The sequence below is a fragment of the Rhizobium sp. BK176 genome, assembly GCF_024808055.1.
Map to the genome: position 1 here is coordinate 1,309,025 of NZ_JANUBV010000001.1, position 26,186 is coordinate 1,335,210.

General features: G+C 62.1%; 27 protein-coding genes. 12 read left to right on the forward strand and 15 right to left on the reverse strand.

Features of this window, described 5'->3' with window-relative positions:
• Nucleotides 1–4: 4 nt before the first annotated feature.
• Nucleotides 5–931 carry a hypothetical protein gene (locus FHT76_RS07220; RefSeq protein WP_259185107.1) on the reverse strand — a complete coding sequence of 309 codons (927 nt, stop codon included), beginning with the start codon at nt 929–931 and terminating at the stop codon, nt 5–7.
• A gap of 12 nt (nt 932–943) precedes the next feature.
• Nucleotides 944–1,819 carry a hypothetical protein gene (locus FHT76_RS07225; RefSeq protein WP_259185109.1) on the reverse strand — a complete coding sequence of 292 codons (876 nt, stop codon included), beginning with the start codon at nt 1,817–1,819 and terminating at the stop codon, nt 944–946.
• 93 nt (nt 1,820–1,912) lie between these two features.
• Here FHT76_RS07225 and FHT76_RS07230 point away from each other — a divergent pair, with 93 nt between their 5' ends.
• Nucleotides 1,913–2,392, forward strand: a complete 480-nt coding sequence (locus FHT76_RS07230) for a hypothetical protein (protein WP_259185110.1) — start codon at nt 1,913–1,915, stop codon at nt 2,390–2,392.
• A 31-nt stretch (nt 2,393–2,423) separates the two neighbouring features.
• Here FHT76_RS07230 and FHT76_RS07235 read toward each other — a convergent pair whose 3' ends face one another.
• Both FHT76_RS07235 and FHT76_RS07240 read right to left on the reverse strand, forming a co-directional pair.
• Nucleotides 2,424–2,696, reverse strand: coding sequence for a GapR family DNA-binding domain-containing protein (locus FHT76_RS07235; RefSeq protein ID WP_259185111.1), 273 nt, complete (start codon nt 2,694–2,696; stop codon nt 2,424–2,426).
• A 165-nt stretch (nt 2,697–2,861) separates the two neighbouring features.
• On the reverse strand, nt 2,862–3,080 hold the full coding sequence (locus FHT76_RS07240; protein ID WP_259185112.1) for a hypothetical protein: 219 nt from the start codon (nt 3,078–3,080) through the stop codon (nt 2,862–2,864).
• Between the two features lie 84 nt (nt 3,081–3,164).
• On the opposite strand from FHT76_RS07240, the gene FHT76_RS07245 reads away from it, so the two are divergent.
• The 7 genes from FHT76_RS07245 to FHT76_RS07275 all read left to right on the forward strand — a co-directional run bounded on the left by FHT76_RS07245 (nt 3,165) and on the right by FHT76_RS07275 (nt 10,343).
• Nucleotides 3,165–3,662 carry a hypothetical protein gene (locus tag FHT76_RS07245; protein ID WP_259185113.1) on the forward strand — a complete coding sequence of 166 codons (498 nt, stop codon included), beginning with the start codon at nt 3,165–3,167 and terminating at the stop codon, nt 3,660–3,662.
• Nucleotides 3,662–4,195, forward strand: coding sequence for a hypothetical protein (locus tag FHT76_RS07250; RefSeq protein ID WP_259185114.1), 534 nt, complete (start codon nt 3,662–3,664; stop codon nt 4,193–4,195). The genes FHT76_RS07245 and FHT76_RS07250 overlap by 1 nt, the downstream gene beginning before the upstream one ends.
• A gap of 8 nt (nt 4,196–4,203) precedes the next feature.
• Nucleotides 4,204–5,025, forward strand: coding sequence for a hypothetical protein (locus FHT76_RS07255; protein WP_259185117.1), 822 nt, complete (start codon nt 4,204–4,206; stop codon nt 5,023–5,025).
• Nucleotides 5,022–5,993 (forward strand): hypothetical protein, encoded by a 972-nt coding sequence (locus FHT76_RS07260; protein WP_259185119.1) that lies wholly within the window; start codon nt 5,022–5,024, stop codon nt 5,991–5,993. Before FHT76_RS07255 ends, FHT76_RS07260 begins: the two co-directional genes overlap by 4 nt.
• Nucleotides 5,994–6,008: 15 nt before the next feature.
• On the forward strand, nt 6,009–7,280 hold the full coding sequence (locus tag FHT76_RS07265; protein ID WP_259185120.1) for a hypothetical protein: 1,272 nt from the start codon (nt 6,009–6,011) through the stop codon (nt 7,278–7,280).
• An 18-nt stretch (nt 7,281–7,298) separates the two neighbouring features.
• Nucleotides 7,299–8,540: a hypothetical protein gene (locus tag FHT76_RS07270; RefSeq protein WP_259185121.1), complete on the forward strand. Its 1,242-nt coding sequence runs from the start codon at nt 7,299–7,301 to the stop codon at nt 8,538–8,540.
• Between the two features lie 105 nt (nt 8,541–8,645).
• Nucleotides 8,646–10,343 (forward strand): toprim domain-containing protein, encoded by a 1,698-nt coding sequence (locus FHT76_RS07275; protein ID WP_259185122.1) that lies wholly within the window; start codon nt 8,646–8,648, stop codon nt 10,341–10,343.
• Nucleotides 10,344–10,438: 95 nt separating this feature from the next.
• On the opposite strand, the gene FHT76_RS07280 is transcribed toward FHT76_RS07275, so the two are convergent.
• Genes FHT76_RS07280 through FHT76_RS07290 form a run of 3 tightly spaced genes read right to left on the reverse strand, consistent with a single transcriptional unit; the run spans nt 10,439 to nt 12,333 of the window.
• A complete protein-coding gene (locus tag FHT76_RS07280) occupies nt 10,439–10,993 on the reverse strand; it encodes a hypothetical protein (protein WP_259185123.1) in 555 nt (184 codons plus the stop codon).
• 60 nt (nt 10,994–11,053) lie between these two features.
• On the reverse strand, nt 11,054–11,827 hold the full coding sequence (locus tag FHT76_RS07285) for a hypothetical protein (protein ID WP_259185124.1): 774 nt from the start codon (nt 11,825–11,827) through the stop codon (nt 11,054–11,056).
• Nucleotides 11,824–12,333, reverse strand: coding sequence for a hypothetical protein (locus tag FHT76_RS07290; protein ID WP_259185125.1), 510 nt, complete (start codon nt 12,331–12,333; stop codon nt 11,824–11,826). The genes FHT76_RS07285 and FHT76_RS07290 overlap by 4 nt, the downstream gene beginning before the upstream one ends.
• 1,769 nt (nt 12,334–14,102) lie before the next feature.
• Here FHT76_RS07290 and FHT76_RS07295 point away from each other — a divergent pair.
• The gene (locus FHT76_RS07295) at nt 14,103–14,714 is read left to right on the forward strand and encodes a hypothetical protein (protein ID WP_259185126.1); all 612 of its coding nucleotides are present in this window, start codon (nt 14,103–14,105) and stop codon (nt 14,712–14,714) included.
• Between the two features lie 37 nt (nt 14,715–14,751).
• Here FHT76_RS07295 and FHT76_RS07300 read toward each other — a convergent pair whose 3' ends face one another.
• The gene (locus FHT76_RS07300; protein ID WP_259185128.1) at nt 14,752–15,618 is read right to left on the reverse strand and encodes a hypothetical protein; all 867 of its coding nucleotides are present in this window, start codon (nt 15,616–15,618) and stop codon (nt 14,752–14,754) included.
• 52 nt (nt 15,619–15,670) lie between these two features.
• Here FHT76_RS07300 and FHT76_RS07305 point away from each other — a divergent pair, with 52 nt between their 5' ends.
• On the forward strand, nt 15,671–17,095 hold the full coding sequence (locus FHT76_RS07305; RefSeq protein WP_259185129.1) for an exonuclease domain-containing protein: 1,425 nt from the start codon (nt 15,671–15,673) through the stop codon (nt 17,093–17,095).
• Between the two features lies 1 nt (nt 17,096).
• On the opposite strand, the gene FHT76_RS07310 is transcribed toward FHT76_RS07305, so the two are convergent.
• From FHT76_RS07310 to FHT76_RS07335, 6 genes are all read right to left on the reverse strand, one after another.
• Nucleotides 17,097–17,420 (reverse strand): hypothetical protein, encoded by a 324-nt coding sequence (locus tag FHT76_RS07310; protein ID WP_259185130.1) that lies wholly within the window; start codon nt 17,418–17,420, stop codon nt 17,097–17,099.
• Nucleotides 17,420–18,427, reverse strand: coding sequence for a L,D-transpeptidase family protein (locus tag FHT76_RS07315; protein WP_259185131.1), 1,008 nt, complete (start codon nt 18,425–18,427; stop codon nt 17,420–17,422). The genes FHT76_RS07310 and FHT76_RS07315 overlap by 1 nt, the downstream gene beginning before the upstream one ends.
• 6 nt (nt 18,428–18,433) lie before the next feature.
• Complete coding sequence (locus tag FHT76_RS07320; protein WP_259185132.1) at nt 18,434–19,471, reverse strand: tetratricopeptide repeat protein; 1,038 nt, start codon at nt 19,469–19,471, stop codon at nt 18,434–18,436.
• Between the two features lie 61 nt (nt 19,472–19,532).
• Nucleotides 19,533–20,051, reverse strand: coding sequence for a hypothetical protein (locus tag FHT76_RS07325; protein WP_259185133.1), 519 nt, complete (start codon nt 20,049–20,051; stop codon nt 19,533–19,535).
• Between the two features lie 10 nt (nt 20,052–20,061).
• Nucleotides 20,062–21,126: a hypothetical protein gene (locus FHT76_RS07330; protein WP_259185134.1), complete on the reverse strand. Its 1,065-nt coding sequence runs from the start codon at nt 21,124–21,126 to the stop codon at nt 20,062–20,064.
• Between the two features lie 124 nt (nt 21,127–21,250).
• Complete coding sequence (locus FHT76_RS07335) at nt 21,251–22,363, reverse strand: MucR family transcriptional regulator (protein WP_259185135.1); 1,113 nt, start codon at nt 22,361–22,363, stop codon at nt 21,251–21,253.
• Nucleotides 22,364–22,765: 402 nt separating this feature from the next.
• On the opposite strand from FHT76_RS07335, the gene FHT76_RS07340 reads away from it, so the two are divergent.
• Complete coding sequence (locus FHT76_RS07340) at nt 22,766–24,679, forward strand: RecQ family ATP-dependent DNA helicase (RefSeq protein WP_259185136.1); 1,914 nt, start codon at nt 22,766–22,768, stop codon at nt 24,677–24,679.
• Here the strand turns inward: FHT76_RS07340 and FHT76_RS07345 are convergent.
• Nucleotides 24,671–25,396, reverse strand: coding sequence for a hypothetical protein (locus FHT76_RS07345; protein WP_259185137.1), 726 nt, complete (start codon nt 25,394–25,396; stop codon nt 24,671–24,673). The two genes, FHT76_RS07340 and FHT76_RS07345, sit on opposite strands and share 9 nt — an antisense overlap.
• 142 nt (nt 25,397–25,538) lie before the next feature.
• Between FHT76_RS07345 and FHT76_RS07350 the strand changes: the two genes are divergently transcribed.
• The gene (locus tag FHT76_RS07350; protein WP_259185138.1) at nt 25,539–26,177 is read left to right on the forward strand and encodes a 3'-5' exonuclease; all 639 of its coding nucleotides are present in this window, start codon (nt 25,539–25,541) and stop codon (nt 26,175–26,177) included.
• Nucleotides 26,178–26,186: the final 9 nt, after the last annotated feature.

Consider the following 26,186-nt stretch of genomic DNA (forward strand, 5'->3'; position numbering starts at 1 on the left):
TCAATTATCTCAAAACGGTTCTCGACGGCGCTTCGGCCGACGGTGCCGGCGCGGCTATGCGCGCCGACGTCGCCACCGCGAATCCGACGAAACACAGCGCCCATTCGTGGAACTCGGCGACGATGCTGTCCAGCGGACGGTTGGTGTCGAGCCATGCGGTGCGCTGCTCGGTCTTGCGGTCAGTGAGCAGGCCGACGACATCGCGCGCCTTGCGCTCGTAGATCGCTTCCATGATCGAGGCGAAGTTTCTCGACACGGTCTGGATGAGGTTCGCGACGTCGTTCTTCGAGGCCGAGCGCGGAAGCATGTCACCCGACACCTGGACGGCGGTGCCGATCACCGCGTCCAGCAGCGTCTTCAGCACTTCGTTCCTGCCGAGGCGGAAGTCGTAGACCTCGACCTGTTTCATCAGCTTCGCCGTCACGCCGGCCGCCGACATCATCAACGAGGTGTCGTTTGTGATGCGGTCGTCCTTGTACGGATCGTGATCCCATTCCTTTCCGGCCTGAAGCACCGCTGCCGAGATCGAAGCGGCGGCCTTCTCGATGTCGTAGTCCTCGTCCCTGATCCATCGTTCCGAAACCCAGTTGGCGGCTTCGGTTCGGAAGAACGACAGGTCCTTGGCGGTCAGGTCCGCCTGGCGCTTGTCGAGGATCGCCTTGGTGACGAGATGCGTCAGGTTCGCGGCGGCCTCCGTCGGCCCTATCAGGACCTGGCCGTCCGTCACTTCCCTCACCTCGATTCCCTTGTAGGCGAAGGCTTTGAAGATCGGACCGTTGTGGTTCATGAACTGCTGCATGCTGACCTTCACGCGGAAGGTCTCCTCGCGCTCGTTCATATCCGGAACGGAGCTCGGCGAATGGGAGGTGGACGTGGAGGTAGAGCGGGACATCCCCTCCATCGCCGAAAAATCAAAACCCGTGCCACTCATCGTTCCGCTCCATCACTCCTGCGACGCGATCAGCATCGCGTCCATGTCCGTTTCGCCGAAGATGTCGGCGCTTCCCTTGATTTCGCCGATGAAGTCCGCAAAGCGCAACAGGTAGGGATCAAGCACGCACGCGCCGTCCTTGCAGCACTTGCGGATCGCGGCCGCGATGGCGACGAGTACGATCATCGGCGATGCCGCCGTCAATCCCGTCACCTTGTAGCCGAGGATGGTCTGGTCGGCCACGGAGACCGAGAACGCGAAGCCGCCCTGACGCTTGGAGGCGAGATAGGGCGGCGTCCAGTTCTCCGCCGCCACGAGCAGCAGAGGTGCCAGCATGAAGTCTTCGGCGATCAGGTGGTCCACCGAAATCTGCACGCCCGCCACCCATGGCTTGTGGTCGGACAGAGCCTTTTCGGCGCAGGCGGTCAGCAGCCGCTTGAATTCAGGTGTCAGCGGCGGGATGTTCGCGGGTTTTCCGGGTTCCGCCTTCGTCTTGTGGACGCGGCCGTTGAGGAAGTCGATCAACCTGTTGGCGTCTTCGTTCGATATCGGCGGCTTTCCGCCGGCCTTGCCCGTCATCGAGCTGCGGATGTCGAGCGCGATCGCGTGCGGGCGCACGAAGATGTCGCCGTCGCCGTCGGACCTGTCGGACACGACATAGGGGTGGACCGTCACGTTGATGCCGAGGAGTCCTGCCTGCCTTGCGATTTCCAGCGCGGCCTTGTGCGCGCCGCCGGCATCGCGGTCGCCGACCACGGTGGCAACCCCGAACTGGTCGCTGATCAGCACGATGTATCTGTCGTTCTTCAGGACCGCGAATGGAAGTCCTTTGAGGTCCTCGGCAAGCATATCTGCGATTACCGAAAGCTGATCGGGGGCTGTTGCCATGTCTATACTCCGAAATGATCCATTAAATCTTTACAGCCGCCCGCCTATGCCGCAAGCTTTCTTTAACGAACAAAAAATAATCGAGGCCAATACATGTCGTACGCTAAGCTTGCCGGTGACAATCCGTTCCTGCTCTGGGTACTCCTCCTCAACAACGTCAACGCCGTCGACGTGAAGTCCAACCCCCAGACGGGCGTCAAGGACGTCATCCTCGGCGTGCAGGGCGGCAGGCGCTTCGGCATCGCGTCCGTGGACGGTTTGCCGTACCTCGGCTACGTCGAGCGCGACCAGGAGGCTGTGGAGACGGTGAAGTGGACCACGGCCGCTCTTCTCTTCGACAAGCCGGACAAGGACTGGATCGCGCTTTCGAGCGCCGACGCGCGCATGGACACCACCCAGGCGATGAACCCGGTTCCGCTGCGGCTGTTCATTCCGGTTTCCCGGGGCCGCCTTTCCGCCTGGAAGGACGTCATGCCGAAGGAGCTCGCCATCGGCCCCATGACGCTCAACGCAAAAGGGGAAGCGGTGATGTCCGCCTCCCCCTTCCGCAAGCTCCCCTTGAAGGTCAGCTGACCCCGCTTCGGCGGGGTCACGCCATCCTGATTTATCCGTGTTCGATGACACCGAGCGCAGCAAGGTAGACGTCGAGTTCGCTCTCGAATTCTTCGCGCTTGCTGTTGCCATCCGCCTGTTTGAGGATAGAAATCAGTTTCTTCATGATGGCCACGTTAAGACCGTTGCCTTTTGCCTCGCCGTAGACCTCTTTAATTGCAGACGCCGTTTCCGCCTTCTCAGTCTCAAGGCGCTGAATACGCTCGATGTATCCACGCAGCATGTCGGGGGCCACGGTGCCGGAAGTTGCCTGTTCGTCACTCATAATCAAATTCTCCAATCGATGTTGATGTCATAAGTTTTGGGTGCGGCTTGGCTCGTGTCAACAAGCTTGCGTCAGAAAAATTCAAGAACTCGTCTCTTTGAATGCAAAACCCCCTGCGCACCTTCGGGTGGCAGGGGGTTTTGCAAGACGCCGTCGGGCTGTGGATTACATGCGCATGCCCGGAACCGGGGCCGGCTGGAAGGCAGGAGTGTGGTCGAGCTTGGCGACCTTGGCCGGTGCGATGTCGTTGGACGGGCCGGACAGGCTGTCCATCAGTTCGCCGATCATGCCGAGGCCCGGCATATGGAAGTCGGTGCCGAGCGCCGTGAAATCCATGTCGAGACCGTGTGCCGGGGTTGCTGCGATCTGTGCTTGGGTCGTCATTATTATTCTCCTCGATGCTTGCTTTGACTTAGAACAAGATGTTTCAATACTTAGATTATACGCGTGTTGCGCAAAGGACAACGCATGGATTTCCTGAGCAAGGACAGACTGGTGAAATGGCGATCGGTCCAGCCACGTGACGTGGCCGCCGTTACCGAAGACCCCGATTCAGTCGATCAGGCTTTCGTGGACCTCGTGGCGAAGCGTCTTCCGACGCTGAAAACCGCCGTGGCCGCCCTCGATTTCGCCGGCGAGCATGCCGAGGACTTCATAAAGATCGGCCGCGCCGGCCGGCTGCGTTTCCTTGCCTGGGTCCAGGCCCGGAATTATAATGACATCGGGTCGTTCATGGGCGCGCTGGTGACAGACAGGCTGCCCGGCGAGGAAGACGAAGGCGGCGCTGTCGAGGGCGGGGACGGACGCGACAAGATCGCTCCGTTTTTCTACTCCGACATTCTCGCCTTCGCAGAGGCCCTCGGCCCGCGGATCGCCGCGCAGATCGTTGATGCACAGACTCTGGACGCAGTGGCGGGAGCGAGCCTCGAAGTCGCGTCCGAATTCGAAATGAAAGGTGGTATGTGATGTTGAAGTCTTCGTTTAAGAAAGCAGCGGTCGCCGCCTTCGTCATAGGACTGAGCGTGCAGTCGGTCTATGCGGCAGGCGAATGCGCGACCGGCGTCTCGTCGGCCCTCGACCAGCAGCGTCAGCGCTACATCGAGGCGCAGGCCGACATGGCGTCGCAGAACTTCTCCAAGAGGCCGGGGTCTTTCGCGTCGACGACCTGCCTCGACAATCTCATGACCTCGGGCGGTCTCGATATCTTCTTCAAGCCGCCCAGCCTCGACACCCTTCTCGGTATGGTGAAGAACCTTGCCTGCGAGCAGGCCTCGCAGATTTTCGAGAGCCTCGTCGGTGGCGGCGGCCTCAACGCCGGTTCTCTCCAGCCGGGCGAAATCCTCGCGGGTATCAATCTCGGCGGCAATCTGCTGTCGTCGTCGTCCGGATCGTCCAGCGGCGTCTCGAGCCTGATCTCGTCGCTGATCGGTTCCGGTTCGACCTCGGCCGGCTCTTCGACGTCGGACATTTCGACCTCGCTCAAGAACGTCTTCCAATGAGGGGCCACATGAAAATCGCACTCGCATTCGCAGCGCTTCTCGCCACGACGGTATCGGCCTCGGCCGTTCCCGTCGAACTGTCGGATTCGCCTTACGCGCAGGCCCGTTCCGTCATCAACGTCGTGTTCGGCAATTACGTCCGCAACCTGACTGGCGTTCAGGTCCAGAGCGGTGTCGTCGACCTCGACGGCGACGGCAAGGGCGAGATCGTCGCCCGCTTCGTCCACAGCAGCTCCTGCCGCGACGGCACCAAGGCGTGTCGCACGGTTGTGCTGCGTCACATGGGCGGAGACTGGAAGATCATCCTCGACCGTTTCGCCGACAAGATCGATGTCGGAAGCGGCTACCGCGACGTTCCCGCGCCCATCAAAGTGGATGCCACGGCGTGGAAGTGGGACGGATCGCGGTACCGCCCCGAAGTGGCGACCCTTGGCAACCCCCTGACGTTCAAACCCGTCACCGAGAAGGCACGCGACTCCGTCGCCAAGGCTTTCGGCCAGGCCTCCAAGCTCTCCGCGGCGGGAATTCCCGTCACCTACAGCTACACACAGGAAGGCCTTTCGAAGGGCAACGACCTGATGCTGGTGAAAATGGAAGGTTCCGTCGTCTGCGGCAAGCTGAACGGCTGCCCAGTCCGCATCCTCAAGAAGGAAGGCGAGACTTGGCGTCCGGTGCTGTCGTCGGCGACGACCGGCAGCGTTCTGACGTCGAAGATGTCCCGCCAGGGATACCACGACATCCTTCTCGAAACGAAGGACGGCGCGTTGCAGATGGGCTGGACCGGCAGCGCCTATGCGGTCGCCGACCGAATTGAAGGGACGACGAAATGACCAAGCACCTGATCAAGGCGCTCGCAGCGGTTTCGGTTATGGCGATGCTCTCGGGCACTCCCGCGCTCGCGGCCGCTTCCAATCCGATCGCGATCACCAACTTCACATCGGGAAGCGGCATCAGCACGACCGAAGGCGAAATCCAGACGACGTGGAACGCCCTCAAGGCGCTCGGCACCGATTCCTACGTCGGCGGCATGATCGGCAACTTCAAGCTCGACGAGTCGTCCCTGATCGCGGGCGCGCTCTCGATCGGAGTGACCGAACTCGACAACTTCCTCAAGACCGGATCGCTGAGCATTTCTTCTTCGGGTCTCGGGTCGGCTCTTTCTTCGGCGATGAGCGGCGCGGCCGGGGTTGACCTGTCCTATCTGACAGGCAGCTTCACGTCCGGCGGCGGGTCGATCAACGGCCTGCCGTTCACGACGACCGGCTCGCTGACCTCCACCTCGGGCGGAGCGTCCAGCGCCGGACAGTGCGATTCCGCGGTCGCCGCCCAACAGGTCGCTGTCGGCATCCAGGGCGTCAACAACGTCGTGAATTCGGCGATGAGCGACAGCTTCGGCTTCAGCCAGAACTCGAAGCTCGGCGGCATGACGCAGAACTCCGGTTTCGCGGCTCGCGGTTGCCTCGACAAGCTCTTCCAGAACGCAGGCTCCGACATCCTGTTCAAGCCGCCGAGCCTCGGCAGCCTGACGACGATGCTGGCCGGCTGGTCCTGCGACAAGGCCGTCAGCGTCGCCGACCAGGTGGCGGGCCAGTTCGGCGACATGAGCAACTTCAACACGACGTCGATGGGCGGCTTCTTCCCCTCCGGCGTCTTCGGCGAAGCCAACGATGGCGCTGGGGCGGTGCAACCCGGGATCGGGAAAACGCTGAGCGACGTCTTCGGCGACACCTTCAACGAAAGCAACGGCACGGCTGACGCCGGCCTTTCGAGCATCGCTTCGGTGTTCGGCAAGAATTAACGGGGAGTGGACCTTATGCGTAGACAGATTTTCAAACTGGTGACGGCCGCGGCGATCGCGTTCTCCGTCGCCCTCTCCCCGATGATGGCATCGGCGGCGGACGGAACGGCGACCGGGTCGACGACGACGGCGTCTTCGAGCTCCGATCCGTCCGGTCTCGGTAGCGCGTACAACTACCAGATACCCGCGGCAGCGGACAAAACATGCTGCAAAGGGTACTACGACCACGCCAACGCGAACGAAAACGCGACGATCGTGATGAAGAACTTCAACCAGAAGCTCGCGGCCATGCAGCTCGCCATCATCGAGGCCCTTCGCCTCGGGACCGGGCAGCTCTCCGGCAACATGCGCGAGCAGACCGGTGCGGAACACACCCTGGCCGACCAGCAGGACGACCGTGCGACCGTCAAGGCCGTGGAAGAGGCCCGCCTCAAGGCGCTGGTCGACGCGACCTCCGGTACGACCTCGTGCTACGTGATCACCGGCGCGACGGGCGGCAGCCTCCAGGGAACCGTGAACAAGTCGAGCGTCGCCTACGCCGGAGAACTCGACAAGTGGGTTCGCGGTGAATCGACCTACAGCGAAAAGGGTCAGGACGCCGCCGAGTACTACCGTCTCGAGGCGTACTGCAACACCTACGCCACGGATGCCGACGTCAAGGCCAAGCTCTGCAAGTCGAAGGGCGAACTCGCCGGCGCTTCGGTGAACGCCTCGGACTCGCTGTTCTACAAGGGCACTTCGGGGTCTTCCGATACCTACGACAAGGAACGTGCGGAAGCCGCGAACGCCTTCATCCTGAACGCCCTTGCTCCGAACACCTACACGCCCCAGTCCGAAGCCGAGGCCCAGTCTCCCGAAGGCCGCAAGCAGGCCGCCCGTTACAAGACGCAGATGGCCCGTGAATCCGTCGGCCGCCAGCTTGTCGTAGAGTTCGCCAAGTCCCGCGATCCGCAGTCTTCTGGTTCGACGCTTGCAAGCTGGGCGAAGGACCGCGTTTCGAAGATGCAGGGCTACTCTGGCGTCGATGTCAACAAGCTGTCCTACCAGCAGTGGCTGGCGATCTACGCGAAGGGCTTCCTACTCGACACGCAAGGACTGGCGTCATCCGACCAGAACCCGGTCACCGCGATCAAGGACATCAAGAACATGATGGCGGTTCTGAACTACGTCGCATTCGAGCAGCTCGAGCAGCAGCAGAAAATGAATGTGCAACTTGCAATGCAGACGGCGATACTCAACGAACAGACCCGAACCGACGGTATTTTCGGGTTGGCTTCGAAAAAGTAACGACCAGGAGAGTATAGAATGGAACCCAATGCCCAGGCCTCGGCCGCGAAACCAGCATCACAGGCGTTCGATTTCGCGGGCATGGGTTCCATGAACTCGACGACCGCTACAACGGTGCCGGACGACGGGTATGTCCCGCCGGTGGACAGCGGGGTCCCCGCGCAGCCGAAGTCCACGACACCGGCCACGCCTGTCGAGGAAGACGACGACGATCTGGTGGTCGGTCAGCCTCTCGACCAGACCTCCGGCGCTTCGCAGACCACCGCTCCCCAGGCTCCCGTAGCCGCGACGACCGGCAACGCCGGCGGTTCGGCCGCTGGCACTGGCGACACGGACAACGGCAACACGGCCGACAACGACGGTTCCGACAACAACGCCGACAATGACGCAGGCAACGACGCCGGTCACGACGGCGCTGGCGGCCAGGTCGATCCGCGCATGGCGCAGTACATGGCCCAGCAGAAGGCGGCCGAGCAGGCCGGTCAGCGTCAGGGCGGCGGTGGCGGCGGAAGCCCTGGCCTGAGCGGTCTTGTGATGGCGGCTGGATCGGGCGCGGCCGCGCTGACCGTCGGTGGCTTCAAGATGCTTTCGAACGGCGTCAAGGCGATCAACGGCCATGATCCGTCGCGCCCGGCGCGCAAGACCATCGGCGAGTTCCTCGCGACCCGCGATCCCAACAACGCGGAGGCGTACTACTCGCGCGCGGGCGACAAGGTCGTCTCCAACCGCATCTACCGCGATGCTTACCACGGCATGCACGACAATTTCGTAGAGGCCAAGGCGGCGGAAGCGCTGTTCCAGGAAGGCGTCGGCGAAATGCGTGACATCCTGAACAATTCCGACGTCAAGGCCCTAGCCGACGCGGCCGACTCCAGCATCGGCGACTACATCCATGACGTGAAGAGCGGCAAGATCGTCTCCGCGGCCGCGACGACGGCCGTACAGACCCTCGAGCAGTCCACCGACTTCAAGGCGGCGGAAAGCAAGATCGTTTCCGCTGGCGAGACGTTCGGTCAGAAACAGGAAGCCGCTCTCGCCAAGATGGCGACGCTCGAGAACTCGTTCCCCGGTAAGGCCGACACGCAGATGGTGAAGAACGAACTCGCCAACCTGGCCGACGGCATGAAGGGCGACGACGTCAGCAAGGCAAGCGCCAAGGTCAAGAAGATCATGGACGACATCGAGAAGATGGCCAACGCGATCAAGGAAGCCATCCGCAAGACGATCGACAAGGTAGCGTCGCTGTTCCAGCCGAAGTGACGAACACGGTCCGCGTGGGTTCGCCCGCGCGGACTTTTCCGCCGGCGATAGCCCGCGCTCCCGTGCCTGCCGGCTAGAATCGGACAGAGGATTACGGGAACCACAATGTCAAATCTCTTCATCATCGAAGCTCCCAAGAAATGCAAGACCCTGCAGGAGCTGCTCGAGAAGATCGGCGTCACCGCCAAGGTGGCCGCCACCAAGGGCCATCTCTACGACATGCCGGGTCTCCAGGAGCTCGGCATCGACAAGGGTTTCCGTGACTTCGAACGCAAGCTGATCATCCCGGACATCGCGCGCTACATCCGCGAGCTGGCGGCCGAGGCCAAGCACGTCTACGTCGCCACCGACGCCGACCAGGAAGGCGACGTCATCGCCTGGGACGTGGCCGAACTCATCGCCGACATCCATCCCGATCCCTATCGCGTGCGCCTCAAGGGCATGGACGAGGATTCCATTCGCGCGGCTCTCGACGAGACCACGCTCGTCAACAAGCGCGACGCGGTGCCAGGCCGCACACGGGCGATCGTCGACCGGATGATCGGCTCGGTGTTCTCGCAGAACGGCATCGCCGTCGGACGGGTGTCCACCGGGCTTCTCGGCCTCGTGAAGGACAACCCGCCTTGCGCCCTGAGGGTCCGCCTCGTCGCGCCCGCACAGGACGGCGGCCGACCTTGGGTCGCGGAGACGGACGTGATCAAGCCCCTGGACGCCGGCATCGCGGCGAGGCTCGCTAAGGTCCGCTTTCCGGCGCTTGCGGTCGGAGCGACGGCTTCGAAGCCCTACACGCGAGCGCCTGGTAACATGGGAGACATCATGGTCAGGGCGGGCGACGAACTAGGGATGTCGCCCGCCGAGGCGTCGGGTTCGCTCCAGCGCCTGTATGAAGCCGGCCGCATGACCTATCCGCGCGCGGGTTCAAGGGGCATCTCGAAGAGCGCGCTTCGCAAAATCCACGATGTCCTCAAGAAGTCCGGCTACGAGTTCTCGGCCGACAAGGTCGCGGAGAAGAAGGAGACGGACGTCCACGACGCGCCGCACCCGATCGGCAAGCTCGATGTCCAGCTCGACCCGACCAAGCAAGGCTTCGACGAGGGTTTGAGGACGCTGGTCGCGCGTGATCTGGTGCGCTCCGGACAGTCGCATGCCGTGCAGCTCGGTGTCGGCGAGGTGGCGGGACGGCATCTGGCGACGCTGGGCTTTTCGAACGCCGTCTGCGATTTCGTCGCGAAGCTTCATTGGCGGCGGGAGGTCGGGCAGCGTTACCCCGGTCAGGAAGCCTGGCCGAAAAGCACCGTCATCGAACGCAGGCACGACACGGTGCTGTTGGAGCTGGCCAAGAACCACGGGCTCGGTCGTCCGAGCACATGGGCCGGCGAGGTGATCGTCGACGGTGTCAGGAAACCGACCGGTATCATCGACAAGTTCATCTCGCGCAATCTCGTCGACAAGGATTTCCAGCTGACCGAGAAGGGCAAGAAGTGGGTCGCGGCCAGCCCTCCGCTGCTCCTCGACCCGAGGATTTCGGCCTACATCGAAGACGCCTGCGAAAAGACCCTGTCCGGGATGATGGACCATCCTGAACGCGAGCCGTGGGAAATCCTGGCCGAGCGGATCGTCTCTGTGCTGCCCCCGGAAATCCAGCAGCCTTTGTACGACGCGATCGACGCGGTTCCCCGTCATCCGAAGGACGATCCGACCGCGGCGTTCCGCAAGACGACCACCGTCGACGACATCATGCGGGCGACGCGCGAGAAGACCTACGATTACGCCCCGGCGATGCCGTCGCTGACCGACTATTGAGCGCCATGACCGGCAGGAAACCGCACACGCCACGGCGCGCGAATATGAGCGACCGGACACGGCAAATGTCGCCTACGTCCTAAAATAGGTGGAATTCAGGACCAGCTGACCGCGCGTCGGACCGGCGGCACGGCCGTCTTCGAGGCGGCGTCGACGAGAGCGAGCAAGCGCACGGTCCTCTCCTCCACCTCCAGCGGATCGGTGCCGAACAGGCAGGGGATGCCCTCGATCGAGATCGTCCATTGGCCGCCTGGCATGTTGGGTTGGTGAACGAGCGTGAGGACCCTCCCCTCCCCTGCCTTGCGGTTCCACGGTCCGCCTTGCTTGCCATGCCACGGTTTTCCCGGTGAATGGTCCGGGGCCGAAACATGTCTGTCCGTCGGGTGCGCCTCGATGGACGTGGCGTGCTTTATCAGCATCGCCAGATGGGTAACGAAGTCTCTCGATATGTTGCCGGTGTCGTAGGCCGACGCGACGAAACCCATGATGTAGGCGGCGATGTTGTGGCGTGCGGTATTCGCCAGCCGCTTTTCAGGAAGCTCTGCCCTCTTCCACGAGGCGCGGATTGCCGACAGGGCGTTGTTTGCCTGTGGCGCAAGCTCCGGCGCGTGGCCTTGCAGGCGCGCCAGAGCGGTCTCGATGAGGGTCATGTTCGGCATCATGCTGCCAGTATACCCACGGCCGCATGATGGGAGGCAAACGCCGGCCGATTATGCGGCTTCGTGGTTCACGGCGGTCGGCTCGCGACGCGCCGCCTCGAGTGCCTTGATATCCGCAGCGGACGGATACTTGATCAGCTTCTGCCGTTCAGGCAATTCGATACCGACCTTGCGGGCGACGACTTCGGCGAAGCGGCACGACACGCCGTCGATCAACGGCGTCGTCTTGGGGTCGTTGGCGTTCGCCATGTCGAGGAGCGACGGCATATCGGGAATGAAGTCCGGGAAGAACATTCCCGTACGCTCTCCCTTGGCAAGGAAGTTCTTGATGTACGGCTTGTTGCCGAGGCGCTCCCGCTCCCGCTGCGGTCCAGGCCAACGGTTGCGGATCACGCAAAGGTCGCCGGTCGCGTTGTTTTCCTTCATCGACTGGGCAAGACCCCAGAAATCCGCTTCGGCCACCTTCACGTCTTCTTCGCCGCAGGCGACGGGGATCATGATGAAGTCGGCGAGTTGCGCGAAGGCGCGGTCGACGTTCGCGCGGTTCGCGCCGCCGTCGATGATGAGGACGGAGTCGGGGATTTTCTGCGTCTGCGTGAAGATGCGGTCGAGGGCCTCGAGGTCCGATTTGACGTCCTTGTTGGTGATCGCCGACAGGTAATAGGACCGGTCGGGGTGGAAGTTCATCGGGCTTTCTTCGCGTACGTCGGTCATGACGACGTTGACGGGAAGTCCGTATCCCTTGGACAGACCATGCGCCAGAAGATGCGCCGTCATGGTTTTACCGGAACCGCCCTTGCGGCCGAGGCAGGCTATGACTTTCATTGGACTGCTTCCCTCTTCTTGATGACAAGTCCGTCGCCGTTGGCGTCGGGTATGACCTTCGTGCCGTCCACATGGGAGAGCGCGAAGTCGAGGAGGTGTCCCATGATGTAAGACACCGAGAACTTCTTGTCGTGACGGATGCCTTCGTGGTTGGAGATGCTCACGAGGCGCTGATGGATTTCGGGCGGGATCGCGAATGTCTTTTCGACCTTCGGCTTCTTGCCATGGCGCGGCCGGCCGCCAGGATTGTGTTCGGGAACCTCGAGCGACATTCTCGCGCCCGGTTCGTCGGCGTTGTCTTCCTCTTCCCTGTGATCGATCGTGGCTGGCGCGGGATTGTTGCGCACCAGTACCGGTCCCGGCGTCGACGGCGGACCGTCCGGCTTTTCGAGCGCGCTGGCGAGGGTTTCGCCAAGAGCCGCGAATTTCTCCGCGGGATTGGCGGTCTTCCTGGCAAGGAAGTCGTTCACTGCCGGCGAGTCTGATTTGAAGCTTTGGTTTGACATCGGCGAGCCCAATTCAAGTTCGTGTTGGCGTTTCGGATGCTGCTGGGTCGAACGAGAGAAAACTGCGAATCAGCTGTGTCTTTCCGTCGTCATCATATGCCAAATAGTTTACAGAACGTTAAGCCCCCTTATTCACCGATTATTTTTCGGCCGGGACGTGTATCCAACTGGAACATGTGACGAGGCCTCGCGGTGTCGCCGTCGTCATCGGTTGGCGGTTCGGCAGCCTTGCGTCACGGCGAGAAGGCGTCCAATCGCCCTGTCGCAGTCGCAAGCCGAGGTCTCCGTTCCATACCGAGACGGTGCCTCGGCTTCTTGGGAGGCAACCGTATTCATGGCTCCTCGCACCGCCTCGTCGGCGCAATACCTTCCCGCCGGATCGGCTAAATGGAAGGTCGTCGGAAAACCGGCCCGACGTTTCGGGGGCTTGGCGCAGCGGCTGGACGATAAGATCGGCTTCTGGCGGGTGATCGTGACGTCGGGTAGCGGAGGTGCGCGGACGTTTCTTCGGTCGTCTGCTGTATTGTCATCTCGCTAATCTCCCGAACAACCTCCACGGTTTGGTGACATTCCGCCGCCAGACGGTTCCGGCGTCTTCCTGTGTCCATTTGACGAGGCTCTTTTAATTCGCCACATCGCCGGTTCGCGGCTTCGGTGGGTCCGCTGGTCGTGGAAAAATGGGGACGCCGGGAACGCAAAGCAGGAGGATGTGATTGGCATGCCCAACCGTTGCGACGTTCTATCTTTATGGTAACAAGACGTGATGGTTTCATATTGGGAAGCCGCGTTGGTTGCCCGTCGTCTCCACGGTCACCTCGGGCCGACATTCTGCTGCTATGCCGACACGGTTTTCTATGAGGAAACTTTAAGGCATTGTTTTTGCTGTGTTTCGCGGTTTTTGGGAGCAAGTGTCACTATTTGAATTGGCGGCGACTACGGGTTTCTCGGTCGCCCGCTGGTTCATCCTGCGATGCCAGATGTCGATCACGGGTCGCGCGCGCTGGCCAAATCGAGGCCTATGTCGGACGCCCTGTCGCCGGGATCATCGCAGGGCGCGGTTGCGATATCTGAATGGAAACGCAATTCGGTGGACCGCGGTGTAGCGCGCCCAACAGTACGACCTGTTGCGAGCCAGACGGAGCCACGGGGTATTCTGCTGTTGGAACGATCATCCAGGGAGATGTGGAGCGCGGATAACATGAAGATGTCGTTCCACTAAATTCACGCGTCGCCATACAGCCGCTCCGGGTACGCCACGAAGCGTCAATAAGCGGATTGACGGCTTCGGCTATTCCCCGGGTTCTTCGTTCGGTGGATCATTGACTTGAGTTGATGCCTGCTTCTCAGACTGGCGCATCGTTGATCCGGCTACATCCGGTGTCCTTTACCTGCCTGCCTGGTTTCCTGGTTCCCCGCCGAGTGGGTTTGATGGGAGCCTGTCCGATTAACTGGACGGTGGGGCGAGGGATAGCGGGGCTGCGGCGGCGATTGTCGCCGAGATTGTCTGGAGCCGATGTTGAAGGACAATCGAGACGGGTAGCCACCAAATCCTTGGACCAACGGTCCGTTCACTTGCCAAGCCACCGCGACGCCGGAACGACCTCTCGATATCCCACCAGGCCGCCTGAAACACGGTTTCACGAGGCGGCACGCCGGGTAGCCGCCGCCCCGCCTAATCCATCTGACGGTAATCCCATAGGCCAACTTGTCCATTGCCGCTCAAGGTGCTTTCATGTCGCTACAATTTCCTCATAGGAAACCGGAACGGCATGATGCCTTATGCTCTTGAGGATAGGACGGCTGATGGCGAGGACCACCTTGTAACCGAGGCGGTTGATCGGCTGTACCATCTTTCAGACAGGTTCCTGGCTCGGGCGATTGTCGGGACGGCGCGTTCGGCGCGGTCCGTCAGGCAGGACGGTTTTGCCCATCATTCGGTTACCCGCGAGCTCAGGCACGCCGCGGCGCTGGTTTGGGACATCGCTCCCGAGATCGCCAGGAGACTGGGAGAGAGCGACATACGCGCCGGGGAGATCAGGCAGCAGGTCAGGCGCGTCAGCGACGCCGATCTACGCTTCTGGACGTGGACCTGCCTGCAGAAGACCGCTTCCGCTTTCGTAGCCGCGGCAAACGGGGATCGGCATGAAGCGTGGAAGCTGCTGCTCCACGACCCTTCCGAAGGCAATCCGCTCTTCATCGCGCTTGATCGGTTGTCACCGCCCGAAAACGCCCACGACGACATATGCGCCCGCTATATCGCGGCGAGGGACCGGGGGAGGGGATGGGATAACGGCAGGACGATGTGGACACCGTCCTCCGATGGCAACCGCTTGCGGCTGTCTGCGGCGCAGATGGATCAGGTGCCGCTGGCACCGAAGTAGCAGGCCGCCTGTAGGCGGCCGTCTCTGGAAAAACCGATCAACCCAGAAGATCGACGAGCAGGCGTGGCTCGATGTCCTGCGGCTCCGAAGCCGGGCTGACGTCGGCGATGATGAAATCGCTGAACGATCCCCGCAACACGACGTTTGTTCGCGTGAACATCGGTTCGTCGAACGGGCCGTACTTGATCTTGACGTACTGGGCATTGTGCTTGCCCTGGATGTAGGGATCGGTTTCCAACTCGGCGTCGAACATCGGAACCAGCCACCAACCGTCCGGCGACGTCGCCATCAGCTTGGCGCTCTCCGGGTCTATACCGCTCCTGACGGCTTTCTCGACCGCATCGGCGTCCGCCTTCTCCGGGATGTTGATGGGGAGTTCCTCGATCCGTCCACTCGCGTCCGCGACGGTGAGGAGGAGCGATGCCTTGCCGAGGATCGATGTGTCCTCGATCATTCTCTTTGCGAAGGTGACGCACTGGTCGACCTTTTTGACCTTCTTCGCATCCCCGACGACGGCGATTGTCGCATGACTGACCGTGTAGCTACCCACTGTTTCCGGCGCGTGAAGATAGACTGCGGAGTTCGGCTTGACGAGGCAGGGACCGTCCTTCTCGTTCTTCCGCATCATGTCCATTTCCTTGCACACGATGCCGAGTTCGGGATCGATCACCGACCAGCGCAGTAAAACGACACCGCCGACCCTGAGTCCCTTGTCCTTCCAGAATTTGAAATCCTTCATCTTGAGCCGCTTGCGGTCCTCGGCGACCCGGGCCTGAATTTCGGTGCCGGCAGGCGCGCCGGGGACGCTGGTAAGGACCTGGACGTTCGCCACGCCTTGCGCGCCCCAGCCAACGAGTTTGGCGACGATATTGTAGGTCGTTGTCGGCGTTGCTTTGGAAACCATCACTTGCTCGTTGCCTCTGCTGGACCGACTATTGGTGATCAGGAGATTTTCCATGTTAGAATATACCTTCTACGATAACGAGGCGACCGGCCTCTCCAAGCGTCACGATCAAGTGACGCAGTTCGGTGGCGTTACCTGCGATGCATCCTTCGGGGTCAAGGACTCGATATCCCAGTTCGTACGGCTTCTTCCTTATGTTGTGCCCCATCCGACGGCGCTTCGGGTGGTTCGCAAGACGGCAGGCGAACTTTGCGATCCATCGCTGATCAGCGATTACGCCGCGGCCGGCAATATTTCCCGCTTCCTGACGCCCGCGCGCGGGGTAACGCGCGTGTTCGTGACCTACAACGGCATCCGCTACGACGACGAACTCCTGAGGACCACGTTGTTCCGTAACCTGCGGAACCCTTATTTCAACACGGGAAGAGACGCGATCAAGATCGACCTGCTGTCGGTGGTGAGACTGGTCGTGGCGGCCGATCCCGAAGCGCTGGTCGTACCGCGCGACGCGGAAGGGAAAATGAGCCTGAGGCTCGAGGCGCTCTGCCCCGCCAACGGCATCCAGCTTCAGGCGCATGACGCCTACCATGACTCCGTCGCTACGATGGCCTTGTTCCGCCTCGTTCAAGCGAAGGCTCCCTGGGCGATCGATCTGGCGATGCAGTGCGGTTCTGCGAGCCGGATGGACGACCTACTGGCGAACGCCATCAAGACAGGCGAACCGATCTTCTCGTTCACCAGTTTCGGTACTCCGGATTTCGCGCCTCTTGCCATCATGGCAACCCACCAGAAAAAGTATATCGGTTTGGACTTGCGTACTGACACGTATGCCGAGGACTGCGGCAGGATCGCGGAGCAGCTATACAAGTCTGGAACACCCTTTCAGGTCGTGACATCCAACAAGTTCCCGCTCCTGTTGACCCGAGCGCAGATGCGCGATGTCAGAGGATATGAACTTCCGGAGTCTTTAGTCGAAAGGGCGAACGAAATCAACAACAAAACGGCGTTCTTGGCGGCGGCTAAGGACGCGGTGTCTCTAAATACGTTCGAAAAGGTTAACGATTCCACCAGCGAGGAACTGATCTACGGCGACCGAATCTCCAGAGACGACGAGAGCCGAATGGCCACCTTCAACTCATCCGGGAACTGGATCGACCGGGCAAGGGTTCCATTCACAGATAAAAGACTCCGCGACTTCTCGGCGCGGATTATTCTGGACGCGGTTGCGAACGGCGAAGCCGCTCTGCCGCCGGATGTGATCCGTACCCTGACGCTGGATTGCGCGGAGGCTCTGTGCCGGCCCTTCGCGGCGTCGGACGCGCGATACACGACCATTTCGAAGTGCATGGAAGACGGCGCGGACGACGCCTGGACCGACTGGGCGAGGGAACGTTACGGAGATCACCCCGTATTCGACGCCGTTCCCCGCGCCATGATGAAGGCCCCCGCTGCGGGACAGATGGCCTTCGGGTTCTGAATTAGCGGTTCGTTAACCTGAGGATGAGGTGGTAGTTCCACCGAATTCCGAGGATCAGCATCCAGGCGCATCCTGCCGACGCGATGAAAAGTCCCCAGGCTGCCACGAGGTGGCCGTACCGCAGCGCCGACGTCGGATCGGCTACGATGGCGGCGACCGCGGCCTGCGAAATCGACGGCGTTCCGCCTGCCGCATGGTATTGTTCGACAGCCGCCGCCTTGAGGGACAAGGCGGCCCATCCGAAGAACAGCATGGCGACGACGTTGGCGATGTCGCCTGCTGCCCTGAGCGCGTTGGCGATGTGTTGCATTGCGTTCCGTTCCATTATCGTGCTTCGGATTCGGTCCAGACCGGCTGCGGTCTGGTGTTCTGGTCGTCATTGGCTTCCGCTGGAATGAACCGCGGGCCAGGAGAGGGGGCCTGGTGGTCCTCGTGTTCCGGCTGTTCGACGTCCTCGTGTTCAGCCGTTGTGACGGACGGACGGCCGCAGGTCCGGTCCTTGCTGTAGATATCGGGGTAATACCTCGTCGTGCCTCCGGCGTCGGGCCACGCGGTCCAGTAACCGAGGATCACCTTCACCGCCTCGGGCGGCGTGAGGTTCTGCGTCGAACCGCCGTCCACAAGGCCCTGCATCTGGTCCGGCGAGATGTCCATGATCCATGCGGCGATCTCGGCGACGCGCTCGATCCTGACGCATCCGGCGCTCGCCGCCCTCACTTCGGAATCGAATTTTCCGGGATCGTTGGTGTCGTGGAGATAGATTGCCTGCGAATTCTCGATGCCGATCTTGATCGCGCCGAGAGCGTTGCCTGGACCCGGCTTCTGGACGAAGCTTTCGACCGCTTCCGGGTTCTCGGCCGCGTCGTACGGGGAAATCTCGACTCCTCCGGAGATGACCTTGAAGTTGTTGTCTTCGAAGAATTCCGGCTGGGACGCCAGCTTGTCCAGCCACTTGTTGCGCTTGATGATACTGCGCGGCACCGTCCATGTCGGGTTCGGCCTGACATAGGTGACATGGGTATCCAGTTCCGGCGTCGGCGTGCTCGCCTTGCCGACGACCGCCTTGCTCTCGATGACCGGAACGCCGTTCTCGTACGCCGTCACGACACCCGACGGGATATTGACGACGATGACCTTGCCCGTCTCCGGAAGCCGGATTTTGCCGATGCGCGAGAGCGTGCCGTCGAGGGCGGCGGCTTCCGAGGTGCAGCTGTCGGCGGCGGCGCGGCTGCTTTCGAGCGTGTTCCTGATCCAGTCGGTGGCGTCCGTGGCGCGCGCCAATCCCGTCGTGGCGACCAGCGTGATCGCCACAGCAGCGAGAAAGCCCTTCATGATGCCTTACCGTCCCTTTGAGTATCCGCTCGCGGCGATCTTCTGCGCCTCGGCGATTTCTGCCGTCGTCATCGACACCTCGAGCTCCTCCATCTGGGCGCGGGCCTTGTCGGCCTCGGCACCGTCGGTCTTGGAGGCGAGGTTCAGCCACGAATGCGCAAGCACCTTGCTCTTGGCGACCGCCTGGCCGCGCAGGTGCATCTGGGCGAGCTGGCGCTGCGCCGGCGCGTAACCCTGACGGGCGGCGAGGGTGAACAGGCGGGCCGCTTCCGATGGGTCCTGGTTGACGTTGTCGCCGTTCAGCAGGCGGACCGCGAGGTTGTAGCGAGCCGGAGCGTCTCCCTTGTCGGCCAGTTCCTTGAGGCCGTTGTAGTCGCGCGCGGCGACGCCGGCTGCGGCCGCGTCGTTGGCGCAGTCATCGCAGTTGTCGACGGCGATCAGGGTGAGCAGGACGCTTTCGTTGCGGATATCCTTGCCCGCGAGCGCGGCCACGTTGCGATACGCTTCCGACTTTCCGCCGACGGCTGCCATTTCATAGAGGCGCTTGGCCTCGGCCGGGTCGGGACGTGTGCCGTAGCCGTTCTCGAACATGATCGCAAGGCGGTACTGCGCTTCCGCGAGGCCTTGTTCGGCTGCGATGCGGTACTCCCGCACGGCCGCTTCCGGATTGTGCGAGAAACCGATTCCGCTGTCGTACATCAGGCCGAGGTTGTAGTGGGCGGCGGCGCTGCCGTTCTCGGCGGCCTTGCGGAAATGCGAGGCGGCGGTCGAGTAGTTCACGCCGCGTCCTTCGCCGCGCATGGCCATGACGCCGAGATTGTTCTCGGCGCGCGCGTCGCCCCTGGCCGAAGCCCTGCCGTAGAGCTTGGTGGCCTTCGCGTAGTCGCGCGGCACGCCCTCGCCGGTCTGGTAGCGGTTTGCCGCGTCGTAGGTGCCGGTGTCGCGGTTGGTCGTTTCGGCCGGGAAGATCGGGTAGACGGAGGTGGAGCACGACGCCAGGATGGCAGAAGTCGCAAATAGGGAAACCAGCAGGATGCCGCGCATGTCAAATCCTTCGTGACGCATTTGAAGTCATGAAAATCTTACATCGGGAAATTATGGCACCTCAAGCGGCATCTTTAATTAATTCGCGGCGGGCCTCCAGCCATTCCAGGTATCTCAGGTCCTTGGCCGTCAGTTTCGGCACCTTTTTGCGGACCACGCCCGCCATTCGAAGTCTCGCGAGGATGGCGTCCTTTTCTGCTTTCGCCGCCGCGCGCTCGGCTTTCCGTACGCCCATTTCGGCGGCGATGCGATCCTTTTCAAGACCTCGGAGCCGTTTTGCGTCTTCCACCGCGGTCTTGTAGGCGGTCTGCATCGAGACGCGTTCCCAGACCTTCGGGTGGGTCGACTTGAAAACGCGGTACGTGGCACGCCCGTTGGCGTTGCGCGCGACGCACACGTAGTAACAGATGGCCGGGCGACGCGCCTCGTTGAGCCTGACCATCGCGTCGTAGGTCCGCCTCAGGCCGTCGCCTTCCCACAGGGTTTTGCCCGATGGCCGCATCGGACTGTCGGCGCGGAACACCCGGATGAAATCCCGGTCCTTGTCGAGCATCAGGACGTATCTGTGTTCGTCGGCCACGGCGCGATCCTCAAAGGAGTTTCGACACGCCGCGCTTCATGACCATGTCGCAGGCGTGCTGGAGATATTCGGACAGGTTCGGCTGGATCGAGCGGTATCGGATGTCGCGGCCGTGCGTCAGAGCGTCGAAGTCCCTCCACAGGGGGGCTTCCTTGTCGTGGCGGAAGGCCAGGCGTTCGTCGCCGATGCCTTCCATCCCCTTGAGGACGAACTCGTGGCAGGTCTCGACGATGATAACCGTCGCGGGATTTTCGTGCGAGACGGCCTTGAGCGCTTCGACGATCGCCACGAGCGGTGTCGATCGTCCGTTGGAATCGGAGGCCTCGCCCTTCATCATGTGCAGTTCTTCGGCGCTTCCCGGCCCCGACTTGTGGATCGCGTAGGCCCATTCGCCCTTCGTCCCCTCGAGCCTGTAGTCGGAAAACACGCGCACGAGCTTCTCGCCCCGCGCAGGCATCGGCGGCGCTTCCTGCGGTTTCGGCTCAACCTCGGGCTGGTGGTGTTCGTGTTCCTGCTTGATCTTGATCTGTTCGATCGGTTCCATGAACAGGGCGGAGGCCGCCTTGCCGGACAGGAACGTCGACACCTGTTCGACCATCGCTCGTCTCAGATGGACAGGTCCCCAGCTGGCCTCGAGGAGATAGATGGCGCAGTCGAGGACGGACTCCGGAAGGCGGTCGTCCAAACCTTCTTTTTCGAGCAGCGGAATGATCTCGTCGATGGCGTCGCTGATCGCCTGGCCGGCTGTCGCGACTTCCTTGGCGTAGCGGGCGAGCTGCGATCCGGACAGGTCGAACGCAGGCACGTCGGCGTTCTCGGCTGCATGGGCGAGCGCGGCCGCCCGGTTGGTCAGAATCTTCATGACGTCCTTGACGTCGAAGCACGCGATCAAGGTGTTGACGGCCGTCGCCCACAATCCCGGCAGCAGCCGATGGGCGACATCCTTGTTGTTGAGACGGATGAGGCTGTTGCGGACCGCCTTCTTGACGATGGCCAGCGCGCGCTCCCTGCGCTGCTTTTCGATCGCGGGGGAGATGACTTCCTCCTCCTCGACTTCCACGGCATTCGTCATCATGGCCCCTCCCACACACGTCCTATTTGAAAAGTGTGCTCGGAGCCGAGGAACGCGACAAGGCCTCCCGAGGATTTTGATGTCCTCGGGAGGCCTTGTCCATTCGCGTTGCCCTGAGGGCGGTTTATCAGGCGGCGCGCTTGCGGCTGCGGCGGTTGCTGACAGTTGCCGGGGTCGCTTCCTCGACCGGTGCCGGCGCGGCTTCTTCAGCCGTCGTGCGCTTGCCCTTGCCGAGACCCTGGACCGCGGCGAGGCGACGCTTTTCGCCCTTGTAGCCGTCTGCGGTCATCGGGTAGTCGGGGCGGAGGTCGAAGTGCGCGATGTACTCCTCGGGGCTCATCGCGAACTCGGCCGCGATGTAGCGGGACATCATCGTCTTCTCGACGCCGTCGATGAGGCAGGTGATCTTGGCACCGAGGGCCTTCTCCGGGTCCATGACCGGCTTGCGATCAATGTGGGAGAACGCGTAACCGGTGGTTTCGAGGCTGTATGCCTTCTTGGCCTGCGCCTCGGAAACACCCGTCGGCTTGGCGGCGATGGCGGCGGCCAGTCCCTCGGCGTTGATCTTCTTGTGGTTCTTTGCGGCGCTCCTGAGTTCCTGGTCGGCTCTCTCTTCGATGATCTTCTGCCAAGCCGTCTTGCGGCCGCGGGTGCGGTTCTTTTCGACGTAGGCTGCCGCCGCGCGTGCCGAACCGTGTTCCGCGATCATGCTTTCGGCGATCGACTGGTCCTTTTCTTCCGCCGTCATCGGCGCTTGCGGAACCGGGGCGGGCGCAGGTGCCTTTTTGGCAGCCCTGGCGGTGGACTTCGCCGCCGTCTTCGGCGCTGCTGCCTTGGTCGCTGCCGGAGCCTTTGCGGCCGGAGCCGTCGGAGCCGCCACGGCCGGGGCCGACTTTATGGTGGCGCTTGCCGTCTTCTTGGCCGCCGACCTGGTGGGCTGCGCGACCGGCGCGCTCACGACAGGTGCAGGTGCCGGTGCCGGCGCTGATGCCGGAGCCGTCTCGGCGACGACCGGGGCTTCGGCCTGGGCGGTCTCGGTTGCGGCGGGTGCGGCGGCAGTCCTAACAGCGGGCGTTTCCGCTGCGGTTAAACTGGTGGAGGCTTCGAGGGCGGCGACCTTCTGGTATCCGGCCGAGACAGTATCGGTGAGCTTGTTGATGACGTCGACGAGGTTGGTGGCGTCGAGCTTGCTGTTTGGATTTCCTGCCAGTCGGTCGACAATGGACAGTACCTGATCCATTATCTGACTCTTCGGTGCGTTTGACATCTCGTTATCCTCAGTTGGGTGGGAACTTCTAATCGGCTGCGTTTACCTGACTTCGATTCCTCGACTTCACTACGTCTTGAATTGGCCGTGACCGTTTCGTTGGGGTAATGAATTCCCGTCTATCTAATGAAGTCTTGTCAAATTTGCAAACATCTTTTGCGTCAATAAGGGTATTTCGTGCTTTTATTTTATGCACTTGGCCTTTTTTGAAGGTCCCGGGGTCTCTGAAACCGCCTGTTCGGCGCGCATTTCGTGTCTTTGTAATGGCCGCAACCCGGCGATGTCGTTGACCGAAGCGGCCATGCGGACCATCATCGGAATGGCCAATCCGCAAGGGATTTGGCGAAAAACCACCGACTGAATACAAGAGAGACCATGCGCCCGAACGCCGACGATTCCATGTTTTCCGTGCCGATGCCCGCTTCGGGCAGGCGGATGACAGGCAGAAAACCGGAGGACATCCTCGGCGAGGTCTTCGGGTATCCGGCGTTTCGCGGGGATCAGAGCGCCGTCGTTTCGACGGTCGCGTCGGGCCAGAGCGCGCTTGCCATCATGCCGACGGGAGGCGGAAAATCGCTGTGCTATCAGGTCCCGGCGCTGGCCAGGTCCGGCCTCTGCGTCGTCGTGTCTCCTCTCGTATCGCTGATGAAGGACCAGGTGGACGCGCTGCGCGCCAAGGGAGTGAGGGCGACCGCGCTCAAGTCCATGATGTCTCCCTGGGAAGCCGACGAGGCGCAGACCGCCGTCCGCGACGGCAGTCTGGAAATCATCTACGTCGCGCCCGAGCGTCTTGCGACCCGCGGGTTCAGGCAACTGCTTCGACAGGCTCCGCAGGGACTTTCCCTGATCGCCGTGGACGAGGCGCACGCGATTTCCCAGTGGGGCCACGACTTCCGGCCGAGTTATCTTGAAATCAGGGATTTCATTTCAGACTGGCCCGGAGTCCCGGTAATCGCACTGACGGCGACGGCCGATCCGGCCACGCAGGAAGACATCGCCGAGCGGCTCGGAATCAAGGGATGCCGTGTTTTCTGCGGCGGGTTCGACCGTCCGAATATCTCGATCTCCATGCGCCAGCGCGGCGACGCCAAATCCGACCTCATGAATTTCATCTCGTCCAGGGAAGGCGACAGCGGCATCGTGTTCTGCTCGACGCGCAAGAAGGTCGAGGAAACGGCCGCGTTCCTGTTGTCGCGCGGGGTCAACGCCGTTCCCTACCATGCCGCCATGCCCGAAGAGGTCAAAAAGGAAAACCAGGAGCGGTTCCTCGCGGAGTCTCCGATCGTGGCGGTGGCGACGATCGCCTTCGGAATGGGTATCGATAAACCCGATGTCCGGTTCGTCCTCCATATGGAAATGCCGACGGCGGTAGAGGCGTACTATCAGGAGATCGGCCGCGCAGGACGTGACGGCAAGCCGTCCGAAGCCGTTGTTTTCGGGTCTGACAGCGACGCGGCCGCGTCCATGCGCAACCTGATGCGGGCAATCGAAGAGACGGAAGAGGGGCAGAAGGACTTCCTGATGAACCGTGTCGTCAAGCTGCAGGAGATGCATGGCATCTTCGAAAGCTCGAGATGCAGGCGGCAGACGCTGCTGCGGGCCTTCGGGGAACGGCACCCCGGCGCATGCGGCAACTGCGACCGGTGCCTTGCCCCGACGCCCGACATGGACGCGACGGACATCGCCCAGCTCGTGATCAAGGCGATCTCCGCGACCGGAGAGGCGCACGGGGCGTCCTATATCGTCGACGTCCTTCACGGTCTGCGCACCGAGCGCATCGCCGCCAACGAACACGACACGGTTTCGGTGTTCGGCAAGGGAGGGGAGGTCGGGCGCAAAAGGCTGATGTCGCTGATCCGGCAGCTGCGGGTGAACGGCTATATTTCGGTCGAGCCGGGGCAGGGGACCTTGAGGCTGGACGAAGCGGCGTTCCCTGTTCTGACGGGGTCGGGGCGTGTCAGGGTGGCCGGTATCGCCCCGCGTCAGGCGGCTTCTATCGTGAGGTCAGTCGCCACCGACCTGCCGGAGGGAGTCCTCGAGGCGACGAGAGCGATCATCGAGGCGAGGGCTACCATCGCCGCGGAGCGCGGCGTGCCGCCGATCGAGGTCATGGACGACCGGACGGTCGAGAGGCTTGTCGCGGCGATGCCCGAAAGCGAGGAAGAGCTGGAGGCCGTCCCCGGACTTGATGCGGAAACGGCTCGCGAGTACGCCGACCTGCTTATCGGTCCATTTGCCGGCCGTGAAGCCGGCAAGGACGCGGCGGTCGCCGAGTTCTCTCTATTCTGATCGTTCCATCCCGCGCAGGTGGGACGACAGCCGGAACATGGCGGAAGTGACGGTGCGGTGCTTCGAGTACTTGTTGTTGCCCGCTCCCGTGACCAGTACGACCCCCGGTTCCATGAGGACGACCCAGCCGAACGGCTGCCTGTCCGCCGTGACCTCGTATCCCCATTGATCCGGGATGCCGCCCTCGCATCGTCCTTCGACGAGGTACTTGGACTTCTGGTTCATTCTCAGCGCCGTGAACGACAGAACGATCCGCCCGTCGTCCTCGACCAGCGTCGGCTTGAAATCCGAGTTCGACGCGATCCAGTCCGGCACCAACGACAGGTCCCGCGACGGAGGATCGAATACGGCATCCGGCAATGACAGCGGCTTGCTGCCCATGAGTTCTTCTGTCTTCGCCTCGCGGATCACCGCGAAGGCCGAAATGAGGCTGGCGATGTCCTTGACGTGGCGCGCCGGAAATTCGACCGCCCGCCCAGTAGCCGTATCGACGAGGGAGAGGTTCGAATGTCGATCCACTGTCGCTAGGCCAGATGGCGCGAAGACAGACAGCGCCGTCAAAGCCCGATCGCAATCCGAGGAAACCGAGACTGTCGTTCTGTCTGGTGCCCTGATGCGCAATGTGTCCCTGACGCACTTGAAATTGTACACTTCCGACAGTTCTGGGCAGGCCTCTACGGCCTCTCCAGTTGCACCCCCTTCGCCCCCGATCATCATGCCCCCTTTGCAACCCCGTTTCTGTTCCGGAAGTCATTACAACTAAGCGGAAGAAGCCGTCAACGGCGCTTGCCGCCCAAAATTGGTTGTTCTATCAACAATTTGGTGATTTGTTGCGGTCTGTACGTTTACGGACTATCCTTTGAATTCCAACGTACTCGAAGAACACAATCCGATGACCGCCAAATACAAAGTCAGGCTCGACAGGGTCCTCTCCGTCGATTTCGAAATGACGTGCTGGGAAGGCGAACCGCCTCCCGGTCAGTTTCCCGAAATCATCCAGATCGGGATCACGGAGATCGACAACGAAAGCATGACCCGGCTGAGGTCGGAAAGCTGGTATGTCCGCAACCAGTATTCGGAGGTCTCTCCCTACTGCACGGCGCTGACAGGAATTACCCCCGCCATCCTTCGCCGTCGCGGTATCACGCTTGCGGAAGCCGGTCGGATCATCGCAAAGAAGTACGGCTCTAAAAACAAGGGCTGGCTTGCCTGGGGAAGCGACAAAGCGGCGATCGACAGGGACTGCGCCTCCAAGAACGTCGAAGCGTTTTTCTCGAACGCCTTCTTCAACGTCGGCCTCCTCTACAGCATGGTCGCCAGCGACGGCCGCTCGATCGGATTGGACGAGGCGGCCGAGAGGTTCGGGATTTCGTTCGAGGGAAGACCTCACGACGCGGGTGCCGACGCCGACGTTCTCGCGGAGGTCTGGTGCGCGCTCGGAGGCCTCATCCGCCTGCCGTCGATCGGACCGGAACCTTCCAATTTGCCCGTGCCCTAATCGGCGGGG